Origin of the sequence: Pseudomonas syringae (assembly GCF_002157375.1) — a bacterium.
Classification (GTDB): Bacteria; Pseudomonadota; Gammaproteobacteria; order Pseudomonadales; family Pseudomonadaceae; genus Aquipseudomonas; species Aquipseudomonas syringae_T.
The window spans coordinates 353029-373098 of record NZ_MTSA01000004.1; the positions used below are offsets into that span (position 1 = coordinate 353029).

Below are 20070 nucleotides of genomic sequence, written 5' to 3' on the forward strand. Positions count from 1 at the left end.
CCCGTCTGCCATGCAGCTTAACGAGAGCTGACCGGAGCCTGCTTACGAGGCTGCGACATATTCGGTCATCGACCCACGCTAAAATCTGCACGACAGTGCCAACACTGGCCGACAATTCAGGCTCGTTGCTGGCAAAATCCACCTCACGCGCCCCCAACAGCACTGGAAATCACATGCAAATCAAGACGGCCACCCTCATCGCCAACGCCTGCGACGACGAATACGACAACATGGCATTGCTGTGCTGCCACGGAGAAGGCGGCGATCTGTTTTCCCTGACCCGTTTCCCGGATGAGAACGAAGTGGAAATCACGGTCGGCGATGACACCTCGCACACCGTTTCCAGCCTGAAGGTCACCTTCAGCACCCAGCGTTTGCGGGTGGAAATCTCTCCTGAAGATGCCAGACAGCTAAAGGGCCATGAGCAATTCGAAATCATCCACGGCACGGACGCGGACGAGCTGGCAGAGGTTCACAGAACGTTACACATCATCATGAACAACGTGGGTGAATACGTCAGCGAAGTCGGCTGACGGGCAAAAGCAGGTAGAGTGACGGCCTCGACACTCAGGAGTCCGTCATGACCATCCTCTTCGACGCCCACTGCCATATCATCGACCCGCACTTTCCCCTGATTGCCAATAATGGCTTCCTGCCGGAGCCGTTCGGGGTCAGTGACTATCTGGCGAGCGTCCAGCCGCTGGGCGTTCAGGGCGGGGCGGTGGTGTCCGGCTCCTTTCAAGGCTTCGATCAGGGCTATCTGCTGGCGGCATTGCGCAGCCTCGGCCCCGGTTTCGTCGGGGTGACTCAACTGCCTGCCAGCGTCACCGACGCCGAACTGGACACCCTCGATGCGGCAGGTGTGCGCGCCCTGCGTTTCAACCTCAAGCGCGGCGGCTCGGAGCAGCTCGACCAGCTTGAAGCCTTGGCCCTGCGCGTCCATGAGCGCGTGGGCTGGCATTCGGAGCTGTACATCGATTCCCGCGAGCTGGCTGAAATCGAAGTTCGCCTGCTGAAGCTGCCGGCAATCAGCATTGATCATCTGGGATTGAGTGGGGAAGGTCTTCCCGTTGTGCTGCGCCTGGCCGAACGCGGCGTGCGGGTTAAAGCCTGCGGTTTCGGCCGTGTGGACTTTCCGGTTCGAGAAGCGCTCAGAGACATTCACGCCGCCAACCCCCACGCCCTGATGTTTGGCACCGACCTGCCATCGACCCGGGCACCGCGTCCTTTTCAGGCCGACGACATCGTGTTGCTGACAGACGCATTGGGCGAAGAAGGCGCTCGCCAGGCCCTGTGGGACAACGCAGCCAACTTCTATCGCCTGACGTGAAAACGCTGTCAGTCCTACGCGTTGCCGACAAAACACGTAGGGCAATTCCTAAATAAATGACGTACCCGTCTCTAAATGCGATAAAAAACGCTGGAGCCGTTAGTCGATAACCGCCTGGATGGATTAAAGTATCGCCCCCAGCTCAGCGGTCACCCGACACAGCTGATCACCCTGCCAGGAACCGTCACCGATGGAACATCGTGAAGCGCTGATTGCGCTGCGAACATTTCTTTCAACGCAGATCCTGGGCCAGGAAAAGCTGATCGAACGCCTGCTCATCGCCCTGCTCGCCGACGGCCACATGCTGGTCGAGGGCGCTCCCGGCCTGGCCAAGACCAAGGCCATCAAGGAACTGGCAGAAGGCATCGAAGCGCAGTTCCACCGTATTCAGTTCACCCCCGACCTGCTGCCTGCCGACATCACCGGCACGGAAATCTATCGTCCGGAAACCGGCAGCTTCGTGTTCCAGCAAGGGCCGATCTTCCACAACCTGGTGCTGGCGGACGAAATCAACCGCGCCCCGGCCAAGGTCCAGTCGGCGCTGCTCGAAGCCATGGCCGAGCGCCAGGTGAGCGTTGGCCGCAGCACCTATGACCTGTCGCCGCTGTTTCTGGTCATGGCGACCCAGAACCCTATCGAGCAGGAAGGCACCTACCCGCTGCCCGAAGCGCAGCTCGACCGTTTCCTGATGCACGTCAAAATTGGTTTTCCGGACGCTGCAGTGGAGCGCAAGATCCTCCAGCAGGCGCGTGGCGAAGCCCTCAACGGCGAGACCAAGCCTGAACGCCGCGTCAGCCAGCAGGCGATCTTTGCCGCGCGCAAGGAAATCCTTGGCCTGTACATGGCCGATGCGGTCGAGGAATACCTGGTGCAACTGGTCATGGCCACCCGGACGCCGGCCAAATTCGACCCTGAACTGGCAGAGTGGATTGCCTACGGGGCCAGCCCGCGCGGCTCCATTTCGCTTGATCGCTGCGCCCGCGCCCACGCCTGGCTGGCCGGGCGCGATTTCGTCAGCCCCGAGGACATCCAAGCGGTGTTGTTCGACGTGTTGCGCCACCGGATCATCCTCTCGTTCGAGGCCGAAGCCGCCGGTATCGATCAGGATCGCGTGATTCAGCGCATCCTTGACGTCGTGGCCGTCGCCTGACCCCATGCAACCCTTCCTGATCCCCCAGCCGGGCATCCGTGTCAGCCTCAGCGAGCTGATCGAGATGCGTCATCGGGTGCGGGAAGTGCAACTGTTTTCAACCCCGAGCCGCCGCAGCCCGTTGATCGGCCTGCACCATTCCAAACTGCGCGGTCGAGGGGTGGATTTCGACCAGGTGCGGGTCTATCAGGCTGGCGACGACGTGCGCAGCATCGACTGGCGCGTGACCGCCCGGACTCAGGAACCGCACACCAAGCTGTTTCACGAAGAGCGTGAACGGCCGATCTTCATTCTGGTGGAGCAAAGCCGTCGGCTGTTTTTCGGCTCCGGCCTGATGTTCAAGTCGGTGCTTGCCGCCCAGGCTGCGGCGCTGATCGGCTGGGCGGCACTCGAACACAATGACCGGGTCGGCGGGCTGGTATTCGGCGACGACGAACACTACGAAATCAAGCCACGGCGCAGCAAACAGAGCCTGTTGCAATTGCTCAACCGGCTGGTGCGGGTCAATCAGTCACTGCACACAGAAATCCCACCGAACCGCGATGCTTTCGGCACTGCGCTGCGTCGGGCCAGAGAAGTGCTGCGCCCCGGCAGCCTGGTGATCGTGCTGTGCGACGAACGCGCCTTGTCCGAGGCAGCCGAGCAACAATTGAGCTTGCTGTCACGCCACAGCGACCTGCTGTTGCTGCCACTCTCCGACCCGCTGGATCGCGCCCTGCCCGCCGCAGGCCTGTTGCGGTTTGCCGAGCGCGGCGCACAACTGGAACTCGACACCCTCAACCCTGAACTGCGCCGTGCCTACCGGCAACAGGGCGAAGACCGCTCCGCCCGCTGGGAACTGCTCGCGCAAAAACTGCGGGTCTTGCTCATGCCGCTGAGCACCCAGGCCGAACTCGTTGAGCAACTGCGCGAATACCTCAACGCCCAGCGTCCGGTGAAGCGTAAATGAACCCGCTGGATCAGCTACAGCCGTTGATTGCTCCCGAGGCCGTCGGCTTCTGGCCGCCCGCCCCGGGCTGGTGGCTGCTGTTGCTGCTGATTCCCGCCCTGGGCTGGGGGCTGTGGCGTTTGCGCAGGCTGCTGCCGATCAAGGCTGGCAACGTTCGCAGCGAGCAACCGCTGGACCCGGTTCGCGTCGCAGCCCTGGCAGAACTGGCCAGCCTGCCCAAACCCTATGACGGCGCGCCGGCAGGCGCCTGGCTGCAACAGATCAACGGCCTGCTCAAACGCCTGTGCCGCAACCACTACCCGCACAGCCAGAGCCACACCCTCAATGGTCGAAAGTGGCTGGCGTTCCTCGATAATCGTTGCCCAGCGGCCGGGCTGACACGCTGGATGATTCTGGTCGAAGGCGCTTACAAACCCGAATGCAAGCTGGATGACAAGGCCATTACCGGGCTGACCCAAGCGGTCGATACCTGGATTCGCAAACATGTTTGAGTTCGCCTGGCCCTGGGTTTTCGTTCTGCTGCCGCTGCCGTGGCTGATGCGTGCCCTGCTGCCGGTCGCGGACAGCGGCGAGCCCGCGCTCAATGTCAGCTTTTTAAACGAACTCGAAGGGCTCAGCGGGCGTCGCGCCAAGGCCAATCTGCCCGTCTGGCGCCAGCGTGCGCCGTTCCTGCTGATCTGGCTGTTGTTGCTGATCGCGGCAGCACGGCCACAGTGGCTGGGCGAACCGTTGCCCGTGGCGGCCAGCGGGCGCGACCTGCTGGTGGCAGTCGACGTGTCGGGTTCGATGGACTACCCGGACATGCAATGGAAAAACGACGAAGTCAGCCGACTGGTGCTGGTTCAGCAACTGCTCGGTGACTTTCTGGAGAACCGCAAGGGTGACCGGGTCGGGCTGATTCTGTTCGGCACTCAGGCGTTTCTTCAGGCACCGCTGACCTATGACCGGCAGACCGTGCGGGTCTGGCTCGACGAGGCCAGAATAGGCATCGCCGGCAAGAATACCGCCATTGGCGACGCCATAGGCCTGGCCCTGAAACGCCTGCGCATGCGACCGGCCAACAGCCGCGTACTGGTGCTGGTCACCGATGGCGCCAACAACGCAGGGCAGATCGACCCGATCACTGCCGCGCGACTGGCTGCTGACGAAGGCGTGAAAATCTACCCCATCGGCATCGGTTCGGACCCGGAAAAGAATGCGTTGCAGAGCGCGCTTGGCCTGAGCCCGAGCCTTGATCTGGATGAGCCGACCCTCAAGGACATCGCCCGCATCAGTGGCGGCCAGTATTTCCGTGCTCGCGACGGCGACCAGTTGGAAAAGATCCGCACCACCCTCGATTCGCTGGAGCCTGTCGCTCAACAGCCGACCCAGGCGCGGCCTGCACTGGCGCTTTATCAATGGCCGCTGGCCACAGCCTTGCTGTTGAGCGTGCTGCTGGTGCTGCGGGAACTGTGGCCGAACAATGCACTGCAACGCCTGTTGACACTGGCCCGCGCCATTGACTGGCGCGAGCGCTTCAAGCGCCTGTGGAGATCGCCATGATCGCCTCTCTCTGGCCGCACTGGTTCCGCCCCGAATGGCTGATGATCATGCCGTTGCTGGCGCTGCTGATCTGGCGGCTCTGGCATCGGCAGAAGCGTGCCGGACGCTGGCAGATGCTGCTGCCGACGCAGTTTCACGCCGTGCTGCTCAATGGCGGACGCGGCAGCAACAGCAAGCTGCCTTGGGTGGCGCTGGGGCTGGCGTGGCTGCTGGCCTTGTTTGCGCTGCTCGGCCCGAGCTGGCAGCGCGTCGAACAGATCAGTCAGAAACCGGTGGATCCACTGGTGGTGATACTGGAGCTGACGCCGCAGATGCTCGCCACCGACACCCCACCGACGCGGCTGGAGCAGGCGCGACGCAAACTGCTGGACTTACTGCAAAAGCGCAGCGATGCGCAGACCGCGATCGTCGTCTATGCGGGCAGCGCGCACACCCTGGTGCCGTTGTCCGATGATCTGGTCACCAGCCATAACCTGCTGGACGCCATCAGGCCTTCGATCATGCCCATTACCGGGCAGCGTGCCGATCTGGCGGTCCACAAGGCGCTGCACTTGCTCAAACAGGGCGCGCTGGGCCAGGGCCGGATTCTGTTGATCACCTCGTCGTTGAGCGAAACGGAACGTCAGGGCATTCGTGAAGCGCTGCGCGGGCAATCGCCGCCGTTGCTGATTCTCGGTGTCGGCACCGCTGACGGCGCGCCGGTGACCCAGGAAAACGGCAGCTTGCTCAAGGACGATCAGGGCGCAATTCTGGTGCCCCGTCTGGACAGCAACAGCCTGAGCGAATTCGCCGATCAGGTAGACGGCGTCTATCATCAGGCACGCAACGATGAGGAAGACTTGCGCAGCCTCGGGCTGCTGACCAGCCCTCAGCACGTGCGCAGCGACGGGCAGGTCGTGCAGCTTGATACCTGGGCCGATCAGGGCCACTGGTTGCTGTTGCCGCTGTTGCTGATCGCAGCACTGGCCGGTCGGCGCGGCTGGCTGTTCTGCCTGCCGCTGCTGTTCATGTTTCCGCAGAACAGCCAGGCGTTCGAATTTCAGGACCTGTGGCTGCGCCCCGATCAACAAGGCCAACGATTGCTGGAACAGCATCGAGCGGCCGAGGCTGCTCAGCACTTCGAAGACCCGCGCTGGAAAGGCGTGGCGCTCTACGAAGCGCAGGACTACGCCAGCGCTGCCCAGCAATTTGCCCAGGGCACCCGTGCCGAAGACCACTACAATCGTGGCAACGCCCTGGCCCGCAGTGGCGAGCTGGCGGCGGCACTGGATGCCTACGAACAGGCACTGGACCGCCAGCCGGATTTCCCGGCAGCCCTGAGTAACCGAACGCTGGTGCAAAGCCTGCTGGATGAGGCCAATGTGCAGAAGCCTGCTCAGGATGAGCAGAACAAGGCCGATCAGGGAGAAGAAGGCCAGCAAGCGTCGCAAGATCCGAACAGCAGCACCGCACCCGCTGATCAGAACCCGTCCCGTTCGGACCAGCCGGGCACCAGCGAAAGCCTGCCGCCGGACTCCAGCGGTCAGGCAACCTCGGGCGACGCAATGGACGATGCCCCCACCGCCCGTCCGCCTCTGCAAACCGCCGACAGCCCCATCACCGGTGAGCGGCGTCAGGAACTGGAGCAGTGGCTGAGACAGATTCCGGATGATCCGGGCGAGCTGTTGAGACGCAAATTTCGCTACGAACAGCAACATCAGGAAAAGACCCGATGAGCCGCGTGTACACCTTATTGACCGGCCTGTTGTTGAGCCTGGTCGCCCTGTCACTGCAGGCTGCGCAACTGACCGCCAGCGTTGATCGCGCGCGCCTGAACGCCGGCGAGACCGTCGAGCTGACCCTGGAAACCGACGACGTCACGCAGTTCGGCAAACCCGACATGAGCCCGCTCAATGGCAGCTTCGAAGTGCGTGACACCCGTCAGCTCAACAGCCTGAGAACCCTGGACGGCAGCAGTCAGGCCACGACGCGCTGGCTGGTCACCCTGCTGCCTCGCCAAACCGGCAGCGTGGTCATCCCTTCACTGCAACTCGGTGAATTGAAAAGCCAGCCTCTGACGTTGCAAGTCATGCAAGGCGAGCCCAAGGAATCGAGCAATAAACTGGCTTCCATCTTCATCGAAGCCAGCCTGGACCAGGACAGTGTCTATGTTCAGGCCCAGGCCGTTCTGACCGTGCGGGTCTATCACTCGGTGTCGCTGTTCGACGACAGCAGCCTGAGCCCGCTGCAAATACCGGACGCGCGAGTCGAGAAGCTGGGCGATTCACGCACCTACGAAAAACTGATCAATGGCGTGCGCCACGGGGTGATCGAAAGCCGTTACGCGATCTACCCACAGCAAAGCGGCGTGCTGAATATTCCGGCGCAAGTGTTCAGTGCCACGCTGGTGCAGGCGCCCGCCGAGGGTTCTCAGGGTCAGGAGGCCAACCCGTTCGGCCCGCAACCCGGCAAGCTGATGCGGGTCAAATCCGCCGAGGTGCCGCTGACTGTCAAACCGAAGCCTGCCACCTACCCCGCCGATGTGCCCTGGCTGCCGGCGCGCAGTGTCAGCCTCGAAGAAAACTGGAGCCCGGAGCCGGGCACGTCCCAGGTGGGCGATTCGCTGACCCGGACCCTGACACTCAAGGCCGAAGGACTGGCTGGCGCGCAACTGCCACCGTTGCCCCCCACTGAAGTGCCTGGCCTGCGACGTTATCCAGACCAGCCCCAACTGCGCAACCTGCCCAGCGAGCGTGGCCTGATCGGTACCCGTGAAGAACGCGAAGCGCTGGTGCCCGGTCGCGCCGGGGCCATTGACTTGCCCGCTGTCGAAGTGACCTGGTGGAACACCCGCGAAGACTATCTGGAACACACCAGCCTGCCTGCACGCACGCTGCAGATCAGCGCCAACCCCGGTCTGGCGGTGGACACGCCCGTGAGCAACGACATGGGCGGCGTCACCGTGATGGGGCCGCCCGTGTGGCCTTGGCAATTGAGTACGCTATTGTTTGCCTGCACCACCCTGCTGGGTTTCACCCTCTGGTGGCGGGCACGCGGCCAACCGGCAATCGCCAAGGCCGTGCAGACCGGGCCAAGCCCGCGTACCGTGCTGGACGACCTCAAGCGCGCCTGCATGGCAAACGACCCTCAAGGCACCCGTCAGGCACTCGACGCCTGGGCACGCCAGCAGCCGGAAACCCTGGCCGAAATGGCCGCCCGCTTCGTGCCGCTGTCCGATGCACTCGACGGTCTGAACGGCGCGCTGTACAGCGAGACCGGCAAACTGTGGCTGGGCGAAGACCTCTGGCGTGCCGTGCGCAAACTGCCCGCCGCCGACCCTATTCAGGACCCGGCAAGCGATGCCGGGTTGCCACCGCTGTATCCCAAGTGAGGATGCAGCGCAGGCAATACCTCTACATGACAAGGTAAACCAATGCGTCTGTTTCACACCTCCGACTGGCATCTGGGTCAGAACCTGCACGGTCAGGAGCGGGATTTCGAACACGCCTGCTTTCTGACCTGGCTGCTGGCCCGCCTGGCCGAACGACAGCCCGATGTGCTGCTGATCGCAGGCGATATCTTCGACACCGTCAACCCGCCGGTCAAAGCTCAGGAACGCCTCTACGACTTCATCGTCAACGCCCACGAGCAGCAACCGCTGCTGACCATCGTGATGATCGCGGGCAATCATGACTCCGGCTCGCGCATCGAACTGCCCGCACCGCTGATGCGCAGTCTGCGCACTCACGCGCTGGGCAGAGTGATGTGGCTGAACGATGGCGTGCTGGATGCCGAGCGCCTGTTGCTGCCGTTGCCCGACGCCAATGGCGACATCAAGGCCTGGTGCCTGGCGCTGCCCTTCCTGCGCCCTGCCGAAGTCACCGGCCCGACCCTGGGCGATGATTACCTGCGCGGCATCGGCCGGGTGCATGAGCTGCTGATCGATGCGGCCAATCTCAAGCGCCAGCCGGGCCAGGCACTGATCGCCATCAGCCACGCGCACATGGCAGGCGGTTCGGTCTCGGAAGACTCCGAACGCAGCCTGATCATCGGCAACGCCGAAGCCCTGCCCGCCAGCCTGTTCGGAGCCGGCATCACCTACGTCGCGCTGGGCCATTTGCACAAGCCGCAACGGGTCAATGGCGAAGAACGTATCCGCTACAGCGGCTCGCCGATCCCGCTGTCATTTTCGGAAATCGGTTATCAGCACCAGATTCTGGAAATCAACTGCGACGGTGAAACCCTGGCGAGCGTCGAGCCTTTTCTGATCCCCCGGGCCGTCAACCTGCAACGCCTCGGACCTGCGCCGCTGGCCGAACTGCTGGTGCAGCTCAAGGCGCTGCCGGATATCGATCTGCTGGCCGACCCGGACCGCCAGCCGTGGCTGGAAGTGCGCGTGCGCCTGGATGAACCGCAACCGGACCTGCGCAACCAGATCGAAAACGCATTGCAAGGCAAGGCCGTGCGTCTGGTGCGCATCGGTGCCGAATACGCCGGTAAAGGCAGCGCGGATGGCGGCGACGGCGATGCAGCATTGATCGAGCTGGACCAGCTCACCCCTCAGGAATTGTTCAGCCGCGCCTGGCAGGACAACTACGGCAGTGAGGTGGACGAGCAGACGCTTACCGATTTCGCCACGCTGCTGCGTGAAGTCCAGCAGGAGAGCGAGCAGTCATGAAAATCCTTGCCATTCGCCTGAAAAACCTGGCCTCGCTGGCCGGCCCATTTGAAATCGACTTCACTGCCGAACCGCTGGCCAGTGCCGGTTTGTTTGCCATCACCGGGCCTACCGGCGCGGGTAAAAGCACCTTGCTCGATGCCTTGTGTCTGGCGCTGTTCGGGGCAATTCCGCGGCTGAGCAATATCGGCCAGTCGAAAGTGCCGGACATCGACGGCGACATCACCACCAGCGACCCGCGCACCTTGCTGCGGCGTGGCACCGGCAGCGGTTATGCCGAAGTGGATTTCATCGGCATCGATCAACGTCGTTACCGCGCACGCTGGGAAACCAACCGCGCGCGGGACAATGCCACTAAAAAGCTTCAGGCCAGCCGCCAGACCCTGACCGATCTGGACAGCGAGCAGATCCTCAGCAACCAGAGCAAACGTGAGTTCGAACACCTCATCGAACACCGCCTGGGCCTGAACTTCGAACAGTTCACCCGTGCCGTGATGCTTGCCCAGAGCGAGTTCAGCGCCTTTTTGAAGGCGGATGACAAGGAACGCAGCGAACTGCTGGAGAAGCTGACCAACACCGCGATTTACAGCCAGCTCGGTCGGCGTGCCTACAGCAAGAGCAAGGAGGCCGAGGAAGCGCTGAAAACCCTGACCGCTCAGGCCAGCAACATTATCCCGCTGGCCCCTGAGCAACGGGTCGAACTCGAACAGCGTTTCAGCGACGCACAGCAGCAACTCAAAACCCATCAAACGCAACAGCGGCAGCTTGAACTCAAACAGCAGTGGCTGATCGAGTTGCATCGCCTGCGTGACGAGCAACTCGCGGCTCAGGAAGCGCTAAATAGCGCGCAGCAGGACTGGGACAACCAAGGCACAGAGCGCCAGACCCTCGGCCAGCTGGAACGTCTAGGTCCACAGCGCCATCGCTTTGCCCGACGATTGACCCTGAACGCCCAGCTCACCCCGTTGGCCGAACAGATTCGTCAGTTTCAGGAACAGCAGGTTTCGCTACAGGGCCAACAGCAGCAGCTGGAAACCCGTCGCGCAGAAGCGCAAGCCGGCCTGCTGGCAGCCCAGCAAACCCACGGCAACGCAAAGCCCCTGTTGCAGCAGGCTTTTGAGGCGCAAAACACGCTGCACCACCTGGCCCAGGAACTGACCAAGGTCACCGATCTGCATCAGCAGACCGGGCAACTGTGCGCTCAGGGTCAAGCCAGCCTGCAAACCTTGCTTGACCAGCAGCAACAGGTGGCACAGCGCCTTGAACGTATTGCCGAACAATTGCAGCACAGCATCGAGCTGGCGCCTCTGGCTCAGGCATGGAGCGCGTGGCGCGACCGTCTGAAATCCCTGACCCTGATTGCCAATCGCCTCAAACACGGACGGGCCGAGCTGCCTGCCCTTCAACAACGCGCCAGCGTCGCCGACCATGAGCTGACCGAACAGCGCACCGCGCTGGAGGTGCTGTACCGCGAGGCGGACTGTGAGGTCGAAGCGGTCACCGAGCAGGTGCAGATTCTCGGCAGTTTGTTGCAGGACAATCGCAAGCAGCAACGCGCGTTTGAAGAGCTGACTCGTCTGTGGGCCAGCCAGCAGGACGTGGACCGTCAGCTCGCCGAGCTGGCTCAGCAACAGCAAAGTGCCCAGCAGCAACGCGAACAGCTCAACAGCGAGGGCATTCGGGTGCGTGACGAGCTGGCGGTGGCCGAGCAGACCCTGACCGTCACCCGGCAATTGCTGGAACGTCAGCGTCTGGCCCGCAGCGCCAGCGTCGAGGAACTGCGCGTGCAGTTGCAGGATGACCAGCCTTGCCCGGTGTGTGGCAGCCTGGAACACCCGTGGCATCAACCTGAAGCGCTGCTCGAAAGCCTCACCCGGCATGACGACAACGAGCAGGCCAGCGCGCAGAAGGCCGTGGACCTGCTGACCGAGCAGCGCAATCATCTGCGCGAACAGGTCGGAGGCGTGATCGCCCGGCAGAAAGAACTGTTGCGCCAGCACGAACAACTCACGCTGCGTCATCAGGCCCTGGCGCCGGACCTCGACGCTCATCCCCTCGCCGCCCAACTGCTGGACCGCGATCCGGACAAGCGCGATGGCTGGCTGAGCCAGCAACTGAGCCAGCTGAACGAAGTCATCACCCGCGACGAGCAACGCCAGACGGCTTTGCTGACCCTGCAGAAAGACGCAGGTCGCCTGCAGCAGCAAGTCCAGATTTCGGTGGAAGCCAGCCAGACCGCTGCGCATCACGTCGCCGAACAGCTCAAGCAACTGGACGCCGACCAACAGCGACTGGAAGAGGAACTGACCGCGTTCACGCCGCTGGTGTCGCCACAGGTGCTTGAAGGGCTGCGCAGCGATGCATCGGCCACGGTGATGCAACTGGAACAGCAAGTGACCCAACGCCTGGATCAGCTGGAACAGCAGCGCGAAGAACAACAGGAACAGCAGGAGCGTCAGCAGAAAATCGAGAAGGAACAGATCGAGCAGCAAGCCCGTTTGCAACGTCAGACCGAACTCGCGCAGGACGTCACGCGGCTCGGCGAACAGCAGCAAGCCCGTCAGCACACACTGGCCGACCTGCTGGGCGAGCATGCGTCTGCCGAACAATGGCAACAGGCGCTGGAGAACGCTATCGAGCAGGCCAGGCACGCCGAAACTTCGGCGGCTCAGGCACTGCAGGACCTGCACAGCCAGTTGATTCAACTGACGGCCGAACTCAAGTCAGGTCAGCAACAGCAGCAGTCCTTGCGAGAGGAACTGGCCGCGCTTGATGTGCAGATCAGCGAGTGGCGAGGTCAACACCCTGAACTGGACGACACGGCACTCGATACCCTTCTGACCTACGATGACGCACACGTCGAAGACTTGCGCCAACGGCTGCAGGCTGCGGAAAAAATCCTGGAACAGGCCAAAGTGCTGCTGCAGGAACGTGATCAGCGCCTTCAGCAGCATCAGGCGCAGCACAGCGACCTGAACAATGACGAGCAATTGACGGCCGCGTTGAACGCGGCTCAGGAACAATCAGCGCAGAGTGAACAACACTGCGCGGACCTGCGCGCCGAACTCAGCGAGGATCAGCGTCGCCAAAACGCCAACAGCGAGCTTCAAGCGCGCATCACTGCAGCCAACGATGAATACCTGCGCTGGGCCAGGCTCGCAGCACTGATCGGCTCGGCCGAAGGCGACAAGTTTCGCAAGATCGCCCAGGCCTACAACCTTGACCTGCTGGTCCATCACGCCAATGCGCAACTCAAGCAACTGGTGCGCCGCTACCGCCTGAAACGCGGCGGCAGCATGCTTGGCCTGTTGGTCATGGACACCGAAATGGGCGATGAGCTGCGCTCGGTGCATTCGCTGTCGGGCGGGGAAACCTTTCTGGTGTCGCTGGCGCTGGCACTGGGCCTGGCGTCAATGGCCTCCAGCACCCTGCGCATCGAATCGCTGTTCATCGACGAAGGCTTCGGCAGCCTGGACCCGGAGTCATTGCAACTGGCGATGGACGCGCTGGACGGTTTGCAGGCACAGGGCCGTAAAGTCGGCGTGATCTCCCATGTACAGGAAATGCACGAGCGAATTCCGGTGCAGATCAAGGTGCGCCGTCAGGGCAACGGGTTGAGTACGATCGAGGTGGGCAACTGAGAGCCCCGTGACGCAGAGCGTCAGGAGCAGCCTTCACGCGTTGGAGCAGGAGCGTGAGGAAGGGGCGGCGTCTGAGAGAAACACTGTGACTATCGTGCCGACGCTCCGCGTCCGCTCTTGAAATGCGTCACCGCCGTCAGCGCTTTCGCGAACAGGCTCGCCTGACAGTCTCTGCATGGCCTGCCGCGCAATGGGCAGTGGGTCGCAGGACCTGTGTTGGCGAACATGCTCGCGAAAGCATGACGGCGAGCGATTTACTGGGCGGTTTTGTGATCCAGCGCGGCGTAAAAATTGGCGCTCTGTTGCAGGTATTTAGGGGTGTAGGTCTGAGTGTAAGCCTGGGTGGTGTGGGCTTTTTTATCAGTGACTTCAACACTGGCGCTGGCTGGAAGCGCGACGCTTGCTGAAATAGCCGATGCTGCGATGGTGGAGAAAAGATTGAAATTCATATCGGTCACCCCTCTTTAGCGGTCTGTGCAGTGGCTTGACGTTCTGGCCGTCTTGGCCGTGACTCAAACTTACGCCCGAGGGAGGTTCAGCAGAAATGTTTTGTAGCACTAACCCATATCATCAAGAATGATAACGGCTCCAGCCCTTGAATCCTGTGGGCTGGAGCCGGGATGGCTTATTTATCAGTCAGAAAACGCAGGTACGACGGTGAATCCGCATCGAATTTCTGCACCGTTTCACCGATCTTTCCGCTCTGCGGATCCCGGCGCACGGTCACGATCTGATTGCTCTTCTGATTGGCAAACAGCATGAACGTGCCGGTCGGATCAAAGGCGAACTCGCGAGGCTCCTTGCCTTCCAGGGAACGACGCTGAATTTCTTCAAGCTTGCCGCTGGCCTGATCGATCCGGAACACCACGACCTGATTCGCGTCACCACGATTGGTCACGTACAAAAACTTGCCGTCCGGTGAAGTGTGCAAGGCACCACCACCGTTTTTCTGCTCCGCGCCTTTGTTCTTCATATCGACCAGTTGGGTCTGCTTGAAGCCGCCGTCATGGTAGTCGAACACGGCAACCTGAGCCGTCATTTCCAGCACCAGCCAGGCATGCTTGCCATCACTACTGAACAGCGTATGACGTGGTCCGGAGCCGCCTGGCAACTGGACGAAAGGCACTTTGGCAGGCTGCAGTGGCTTGGACTGGTTCGCGTCATAGCGATAGACAAACAGCTTGTCAGCGCCCAGATCGGCAGTCACGACGTACTTGTCATCCGGGGTCGGCACGGCCAGATGCACATGCGACGACATCTGCCGCTCACTGTTGACCTTGCTTCCAGGCCCCAGCGGCAGCACCTGAACGGCTTCGCTCAACGTGCCGTCCTTGCCCACAGGCACCACGGTCAGCGCGCCGCCCGGGTCAGGGTTTACGGCGTAGTTGGCAACGAACAGGTAGCGACCGTCGTGGCTCAGGCTGGAGTGTGTCGGTTCTTCACCGCGGCTTTGAACCTGATTGATCGGGGTGATCTGACGGGTCTTCGGGTCGATGGCAAAGCTGCTGACCTTACCGACCACATCTTTTTGTCCGGGGCCGTTTTCATTGACCGCGAACAGATAACGCTGGTCCGGGGACAACGTCAACCAGGACGGGTTATCGGCTTTGACCACTTGCAGTGGCTTGGCGTCGATCATCCCGGTTTCGCTGTTGAAGCCGAAGCGGTAGATCCCTTCACTCTTTCCTTGCGTGTAGGAACCCACCAGCAATTCAGTATCGGGCATGGCTTGGGCCTGCAGGGTAAATGCGCTCATGGCACTGGCAATTGCCAGCCACGGCAGAAATTTATGGGGCATGGGGGCATCCCTTTTTGTCGAAGTTATTGATGCCTGTTACGGCACTGTCGGGGTCTATGACAGCGCCAGCCCGCATTTACTCAATCCTGCGCGGAATCATCTTCATCTGACGGGGTAAACGCATCCAGGCAGATGATCCGGTGATCGGCGTTGCCGTCATTGATCACCCAGCTTTGCAGGGATTGATCGAAGGTCGCGGCGTCGACTTGCGCCTTGGTGAAGCGCCATACCTTGCGCTCGCGGCCGTCCATGCATTCGACGTTCAGTTCGTCGCCCAGAGAAAAATCCCAGGCGTGCAGACCGTCGATTTCCAGCATGGTGGTGGCTTCGAGGGCGGCAAGCAGTGTGGTGGGCGTGGTGGTCATGAGTGTTATCCGGCCTGCAAAAGCACGAATGATAGGGCAAAAAGCAGGAGGAGATACACCGATGATCTGCGCATCACATCGTCAAGAGCGGACGCAGAGCGTCCAGAACTGCATGCCCACGCTGGAGCGCGGGTACGATAAGCGTTCTTCCGGCCGCCTATCGCTCCTCACGCTCCAGCGTGGGAATGCCTTGCGTGACGCTCCGCGTCACAAATCTAAACCGTGTTGCATGCTTAAAAGCAGACGCAGACCGTCCAGAATTCCATGCAAACGCAGAGAGGCATGATCACTGCGCGCGGCTCTTTAGAGTTTTCCAATTCCGCCCGGCTGAAACACCGGTTCGCTCGGGGCCAGGCCGTTGATCAGCGGCTGGCCGAACTCGGCCTGGCTGACTTCGAAACGATCCCCCGGCTGCGTGCGTACGCCATCGGCGAACGACAGGGTCGCGGTGCCGAAGAAATGCACATGCACATCGCCCGGCCGGAGGAACTGGGCGTATTTGAAGTGATGGTACTCAAGGTTTTCCAGGCTGTGGCACATGTTCGCCTCGCCGCTGAGGAATTCCTTTTCCCAGAGTATTTCGCCATCACGCCAGATCCGGCTGGTGCCGGTCAGGCTTTGCGGCAGCTCGCCGACGCGCAGTTCCGGTCCGAACGAGCAGGCGCGAAGTTTCGAGTGCGCCAGGTACAGATAATTGCGACGCTCCATGACATGGTCGGAATACTCGTTCCCAATGGCAAATCCCAGGCGATACGGCTTGCGATCATGGCCGATCACATAGAGGCCGCTCAGCTCCGGCTCTTCCCCACCGTCTTCGGCAAAGGGCGGCAATGAAAACGAATGCCCCGGGCGCACGACAATGCTGCCGTCACCTTTATAGAACCATTCCGGCTGAACGCCCGCCTGCCCCGCCGCCGGCTTGCCGCCTTCGACGCCCCATTTGAAGATGCGCATGGTGTCGGTCATCGACGCTTCGTCGCCGGACTGCTGGTGCATCTTGTCGCGTGCCGACGCGCTGCCCAGATGTGTCAGCCCGGTGCCGCTGACCAGCAGGTGCGCCGGATCGGGATGGTCGAGCGGTGGCAGAACCCGCAGGTCCTTGAGCAGTTGCTGGTAGTCATGAGTGTCGCCAAGCCCATGCTGCTCGACCTGCCGAGCCAGATCAGACCCCGCCTCGATAGCTGCCAACGCCAGTTCGCGAACGCTTTCGGCGCCAACGACTTCACGCACCTGTTCGCCCTCAACCCGCCCGACACGGCGCTGACCGTTGCTCAATTCAAACTGCACTAAACGCATGAAATGCTCCTTCCAGAGTAATGACTTCCAGCAGAGCGGGAAGCTGAAAACCTATTGCGCTTTGGCACTCGCCGCGAAATCGGCGGCCGGCAGCACATGTTTGCGTTCCAGAACGTGGTAGACGATGCCGGTCAACACCAGCCCGAACACCATCACGCCCGACAGGAAATACAGGCCCGACGCCAGGCTGCCGGTCATTTCCTTCAAGGCACCGATCACGAAAGGCCCGATATAACCGCCCAGATTGCCGACCGAATTGATCAGCGCAATCCCGGCTGCCGCACTGGCACCGGCGAAAAACCGCCCCGGTAACGTCCAGAACACGGCCGTGCAGGAAAACAACGCAAAGGCCACGACGCACAGCGCCGCCAGTTGCGCCACCGGCAGGGTCAGCCAGGCACTGCAGAACAGACCGATTGCGCCCAGCACATAAAGCACCGCGAGGTGTCCGTAACGATCATTGAGCCGGTCAGAGCTGCGCGGCACGATCAGCAGGCCGATGATGCCGAAAACGTAGGGCACCGACGACACGAAGCCCGTGGTCAGGTCACTGCCGCCGAACTGCTTGATCAGCGTCGGCAGCCACAGGCCCAGACCGTAGATGCTCAAGGTAACGGGCAGGTAGAACAGCGCCAGAAGCAACACGCGCTTATCTTTCAGCGCATGCAACGGATTGCCGTGACGGGTCTGGCCGTATGCTTCCAGATCCTTTTTCAGTTCCCCGGTCAGCCAGTCTTTCTCGGCCTGGTCCATCCACGTGACCTGCTGCGGACCGTCCGGCAACCAGCGAAGCACCGGCCAGGTGAGCAGAATCGCTGGCGTGCCAATGACGATGAACAGCCACTGCCAGCCATGCAGGCCCAGAACGCCGTCCATGCCCAGCAAGCCGCCGGAGACAGGCCCGGTGATCATCATGGCAATCGGTTGCGAGAGAATGAACAGGCCGAGGATCTTGCCGCGGTGACGCACCGGAAACCATTGAGTGATGTAGTACAGCACGCCCGGGAAGAAGCCAGCCTCGGCAGCGCCCAGCAGGAAACGCATCACATAGAAGCTGTGTGGCCCCTGCACGAAGGCCATGCCGATGGTGATCGCGCCCCAGGTGATCATGATGCGCGCGAACCAGCGACGCGCACCAAAGCGCTCGAGCATCAGGTTGCTAGGGATCTCCAGCAGAAAATAACCGATGAAGAACAGCCCGGCGCCCAACCCGTAGGCCGCATCGCCAATGCCGATGTCTGCGCCCATGTGCAGCTTGGCAAAGCCCACGGCGGAGCGGTCTACATAAGCGATCAGGTACAGCAGGATAAGGAACGGAATCAGTTTGAACGTCATGCGGCGTATAAGCCGCAGTTCCTGGCTCATGTAGGCGGTCTCCCATTGTTTTTGTTATGGAACCTGCGGGGATGACCTCTGTGCCTGGGTGCGGAATGACACCGCACAGGCGCCAGGATGATCCCTCGTCTACAAACGACTATATAGTAATACTATTTAAACTGACAACTCTTCCAATGAGCGTTTTTTAGGCTTACCTTAGCCAGCAGTATCGCCATTAAGTCTTACAATAAGAGAGCCGATCATGTCTGACTCCGATAAAAAACCGACCCTCCGTTCTGCCCAGTGGTTTGGCACTGCCGACAAGAATGGCTTCATGTACCGCAGCTGGATGAAGAATCAGGGCATTGCCGACCATCAGTTTCAAGGCAAGCCGATCATCGGCATCTGCAATACCTGGTCGGAGCTGACCCCCTGCAACGCACACTTCCGGCAGATCGCCGAACACGTCAAACGTGGCGTAATCGAAGCCGGTGGCTGGCCGGTAGAGTTTCCGGTGTTTTCCAATGGTGAATCCAACCTGCGCCCCACTGCGATGTTCACCCGCAACCTGGCCAGCATGGATGTTGAAGAAGCGATTCGCGGCAACCCGATTGATGGCGTGGTGTTGCTGACCGGTTGTGACAAGACCACCCCTGCGCTGTTGATGGGCGCTGCCAGCTGCGACATCCCCGCCATCGTCGTGACCGGCGGGCCGATGCTCAACGGCAAGCATGAAGGCAAGGACATCGGCGCTGGCACCATCGTCTGGCAGATGCATGAATCCTACAAAGCCGGGACCATCAGCCTGGACGAATTTCTTTCCGCCGAAGCCGGCATGTCGCGCTCGGCAGGCACCTGCAACACGATGGGCACCGCATCGACCATGGCCTGTATGGCCGAAGCCCTCGGCACCTCGTTACCGCACAACGCCGCCATTCCTGCGGTGGATTCGCGACGGTATGTGCTGGCACACATGTCCGGCATGCGCGCCGTCGACATGGTCCGCGAAGACCTGCGCCTGTCGAAGATTCTCACCAAAGCGGCGTTTGAAAACGCTATCCGGGTCAATGCAGCCATCGGCGGTTCGACCAACGCGGTTATCCACCTGAAAGCCATTGCCGGACGCATCGGCGTCGATCTGGACCTGGACGACTGGACCCGCATGGGCCGTGGCATGCCGACCATCGTCGACCTGCAACCTTCCGGGCGCTTCCTGATGGAGGAGTTTTACTACGCCGGTGGCCTGCCTGCCGTGCTGCGACGCATGAACGAGGCCAAGTTGCTGCCCAACCCGGATGCGCTGACCGTCAATGGCAAAAGCATCGGCGAGAACACCTGCAATTCACCGATCTACGGTGAAGATCAGGTCATTCGTGCCCTGGACAACCCGATCCGTGCCGACGGCGGTATCTGCGTGCTGCGCGGCAACCTCGCTCCGCTCGGCGCAGTGCTCAAGCCATCCGCTGCCACACCGGCATTGATGCAGCATCGTGGCCGGGCAGTGGTATTCGAAAACTTCGAGATGTACAAGTCACGCATCAACGATCCGGATCTGGACATCGACGCCAGCTCGGTGATGGTCCTCAAGAACTGCGGCCCCAAGGGTTACCCAGGCATGGCCGAAGTCGGCAACATGGGCCTGCCGGCCAAACTGCTTGCTCAGGGTGTCACTGACATGGTGCGCATATCCGACGCACGCATGAGCGGCACGGCGTACGGCACGGTGGTGTTGCACGTCGCACCGGAAGCCGCAGCCGGTGGACCGCTGGCCGTGGTCAAGGAAGGCGACTGGATCGAGCTCGACTGCGCCAGCGGGCGCTTGCATCTGGACATCCCGGAAGCTGAACTGGCCGCACGCCTGGCCGACTGGCAAGCGCCGCCACAATTGCTGCTGGGTGGCTACCGTCAGTTGTACGTCGACAAAGTGATGCAGGCCGATCAAGGCTGCGACTTCGACTTCCTGGTCGGTTGCCGGGGTTCCGAAGTGCCTCGTCACTCGCACTAGTAAAAGAAGCGGCGGTCCCC

The 20070-nt window shown here is 61.5% G+C and carries 16 protein-coding genes; 11 read left to right on the forward strand and 5 right to left on the reverse strand.

Annotated features, from left to right (window positions below):
* Positions 1 to 173: 173 nt before the first annotated feature.
* From BW686_RS06905 to BW686_RS06950, 10 genes are all read left to right on the forward strand, one after another.
* The gene (locus tag BW686_RS06905) at positions 174 to 533 is read left to right on the forward strand and encodes a hypothetical protein (protein WP_084915596.1); all 360 of its coding nucleotides are present in this window, start codon (positions 174 to 176) and stop codon (positions 531 to 533) included.
* Between the two features lie 47 nt (positions 534 to 580).
* Positions 581 to 1330, forward strand: coding sequence for an amidohydrolase family protein (locus BW686_RS06910; protein WP_084915597.1), 750 nt, complete (start codon positions 581 to 583; stop codon positions 1328 to 1330).
* A 190-nt stretch (positions 1331 to 1520) separates the two neighbouring features.
* The gene (locus BW686_RS06915) at positions 1521 to 2480 is read left to right on the forward strand and encodes an AAA family ATPase (RefSeq protein ID WP_002554476.1); all 960 of its coding nucleotides are present in this window, start codon (positions 1521 to 1523) and stop codon (positions 2478 to 2480) included.
* Positions 2481 to 2484: 4 nt separating this feature from the next.
* Positions 2485 to 3429, forward strand: a complete 945-nt coding sequence (locus BW686_RS06920) for a DUF58 domain-containing protein (protein WP_084915598.1) — start codon at positions 2485 to 2487, stop codon at positions 3427 to 3429.
* Positions 3426 to 3920, forward strand: coding sequence for a DUF4381 domain-containing protein (locus BW686_RS06925; protein ID WP_084915599.1), 495 nt, complete (start codon positions 3426 to 3428; stop codon positions 3918 to 3920). The genes BW686_RS06920 and BW686_RS06925 overlap by 4 nt, the downstream gene beginning before the upstream one ends.
* Positions 3913 to 4971 carry a vWA domain-containing protein gene (locus BW686_RS06930; protein WP_084915600.1) on the forward strand — a complete coding sequence of 353 codons (1059 nt, stop codon included), beginning with the start codon at positions 3913 to 3915 and terminating at the stop codon, positions 4969 to 4971. The genes BW686_RS06925 and BW686_RS06930 overlap by 8 nt, the downstream gene beginning before the upstream one ends.
* Entirely contained in the window at positions 4968 to 6686 is a 1719-nt protein-coding gene (locus BW686_RS06935) for a VWA domain-containing protein (protein ID WP_084915601.1), read from the forward strand. Before BW686_RS06930 ends, BW686_RS06935 begins: the two co-directional genes overlap by 4 nt.
* Complete coding sequence (locus tag BW686_RS06940) at positions 6683 to 8341, forward strand: BatD family protein (protein WP_084915602.1); 1659 nt, start codon at positions 6683 to 6685, stop codon at positions 8339 to 8341. The genes BW686_RS06935 and BW686_RS06940 overlap by 4 nt, the downstream gene beginning before the upstream one ends.
* Before the next feature lie 42 nt (positions 8342 to 8383).
* Entirely contained in the window at positions 8384 to 9628 is a 1245-nt protein-coding gene (locus BW686_RS06945; protein WP_084915603.1) for an exonuclease SbcCD subunit D C-terminal domain-containing protein, read from the forward strand.
* Positions 9625 to 13269, forward strand: a complete 3645-nt coding sequence (locus tag BW686_RS06950; protein ID WP_084915604.1) for an AAA family ATPase — start codon at positions 9625 to 9627, stop codon at positions 13267 to 13269. Before BW686_RS06945 ends, BW686_RS06950 begins: the two co-directional genes overlap by 4 nt.
* Positions 13270 to 13523: 254 nt before the next feature.
* Here the strand turns inward: BW686_RS06950 and BW686_RS06955 are convergent, their stop codons facing one another.
* The 5 genes from BW686_RS06955 to BW686_RS06980 all read right to left on the reverse strand — a co-directional run bounded on the left by BW686_RS06955 (position 13524) and on the right by BW686_RS06980 (position 18093).
* Positions 13524 to 13718 (reverse strand): hypothetical protein, encoded by a 195-nt coding sequence (locus BW686_RS06955; RefSeq protein ID WP_084915605.1) that lies wholly within the window; start codon positions 13716 to 13718, stop codon positions 13524 to 13526.
* A 176-nt stretch (positions 13719 to 13894) separates the two neighbouring features.
* On the reverse strand, positions 13895 to 15067 hold the full coding sequence (locus BW686_RS06960) for a lactonase family protein (protein WP_084915606.1): 1173 nt from the start codon (positions 15065 to 15067) through the stop codon (positions 13895 to 13897).
* A gap of 80 nt (positions 15068 to 15147) precedes the next feature.
* Entirely contained in the window at positions 15148 to 15432 is a 285-nt protein-coding gene (locus BW686_RS06965; RefSeq protein ID WP_084915607.1) for a DUF5629 family protein, read from the reverse strand.
* Between the two features lie 303 nt (positions 15433 to 15735).
* Complete coding sequence (gene araD1, locus BW686_RS06975; RefSeq protein ID WP_084915608.1) at positions 15736 to 16728, reverse strand: AraD1 family protein; 993 nt, start codon at positions 16726 to 16728, stop codon at positions 15736 to 15738.
* A gap of 51 nt (positions 16729 to 16779) precedes the next feature.
* Complete coding sequence (locus BW686_RS06980) at positions 16780 to 18093, reverse strand: MFS transporter (protein WP_084915609.1); 1314 nt, start codon at positions 18091 to 18093, stop codon at positions 16780 to 16782.
* Between the two features lie 214 nt (positions 18094 to 18307).
* On the opposite strand from BW686_RS06980, the gene BW686_RS06985 reads away from it, so the two are divergent.
* Positions 18308 to 20050 (forward strand): IlvD/Edd family dehydratase, encoded by a 1743-nt coding sequence (locus BW686_RS06985; protein WP_084915610.1) that lies wholly within the window; start codon positions 18308 to 18310, stop codon positions 20048 to 20050.
* Positions 20051 to 20070: the final 20 nt, after the last annotated feature.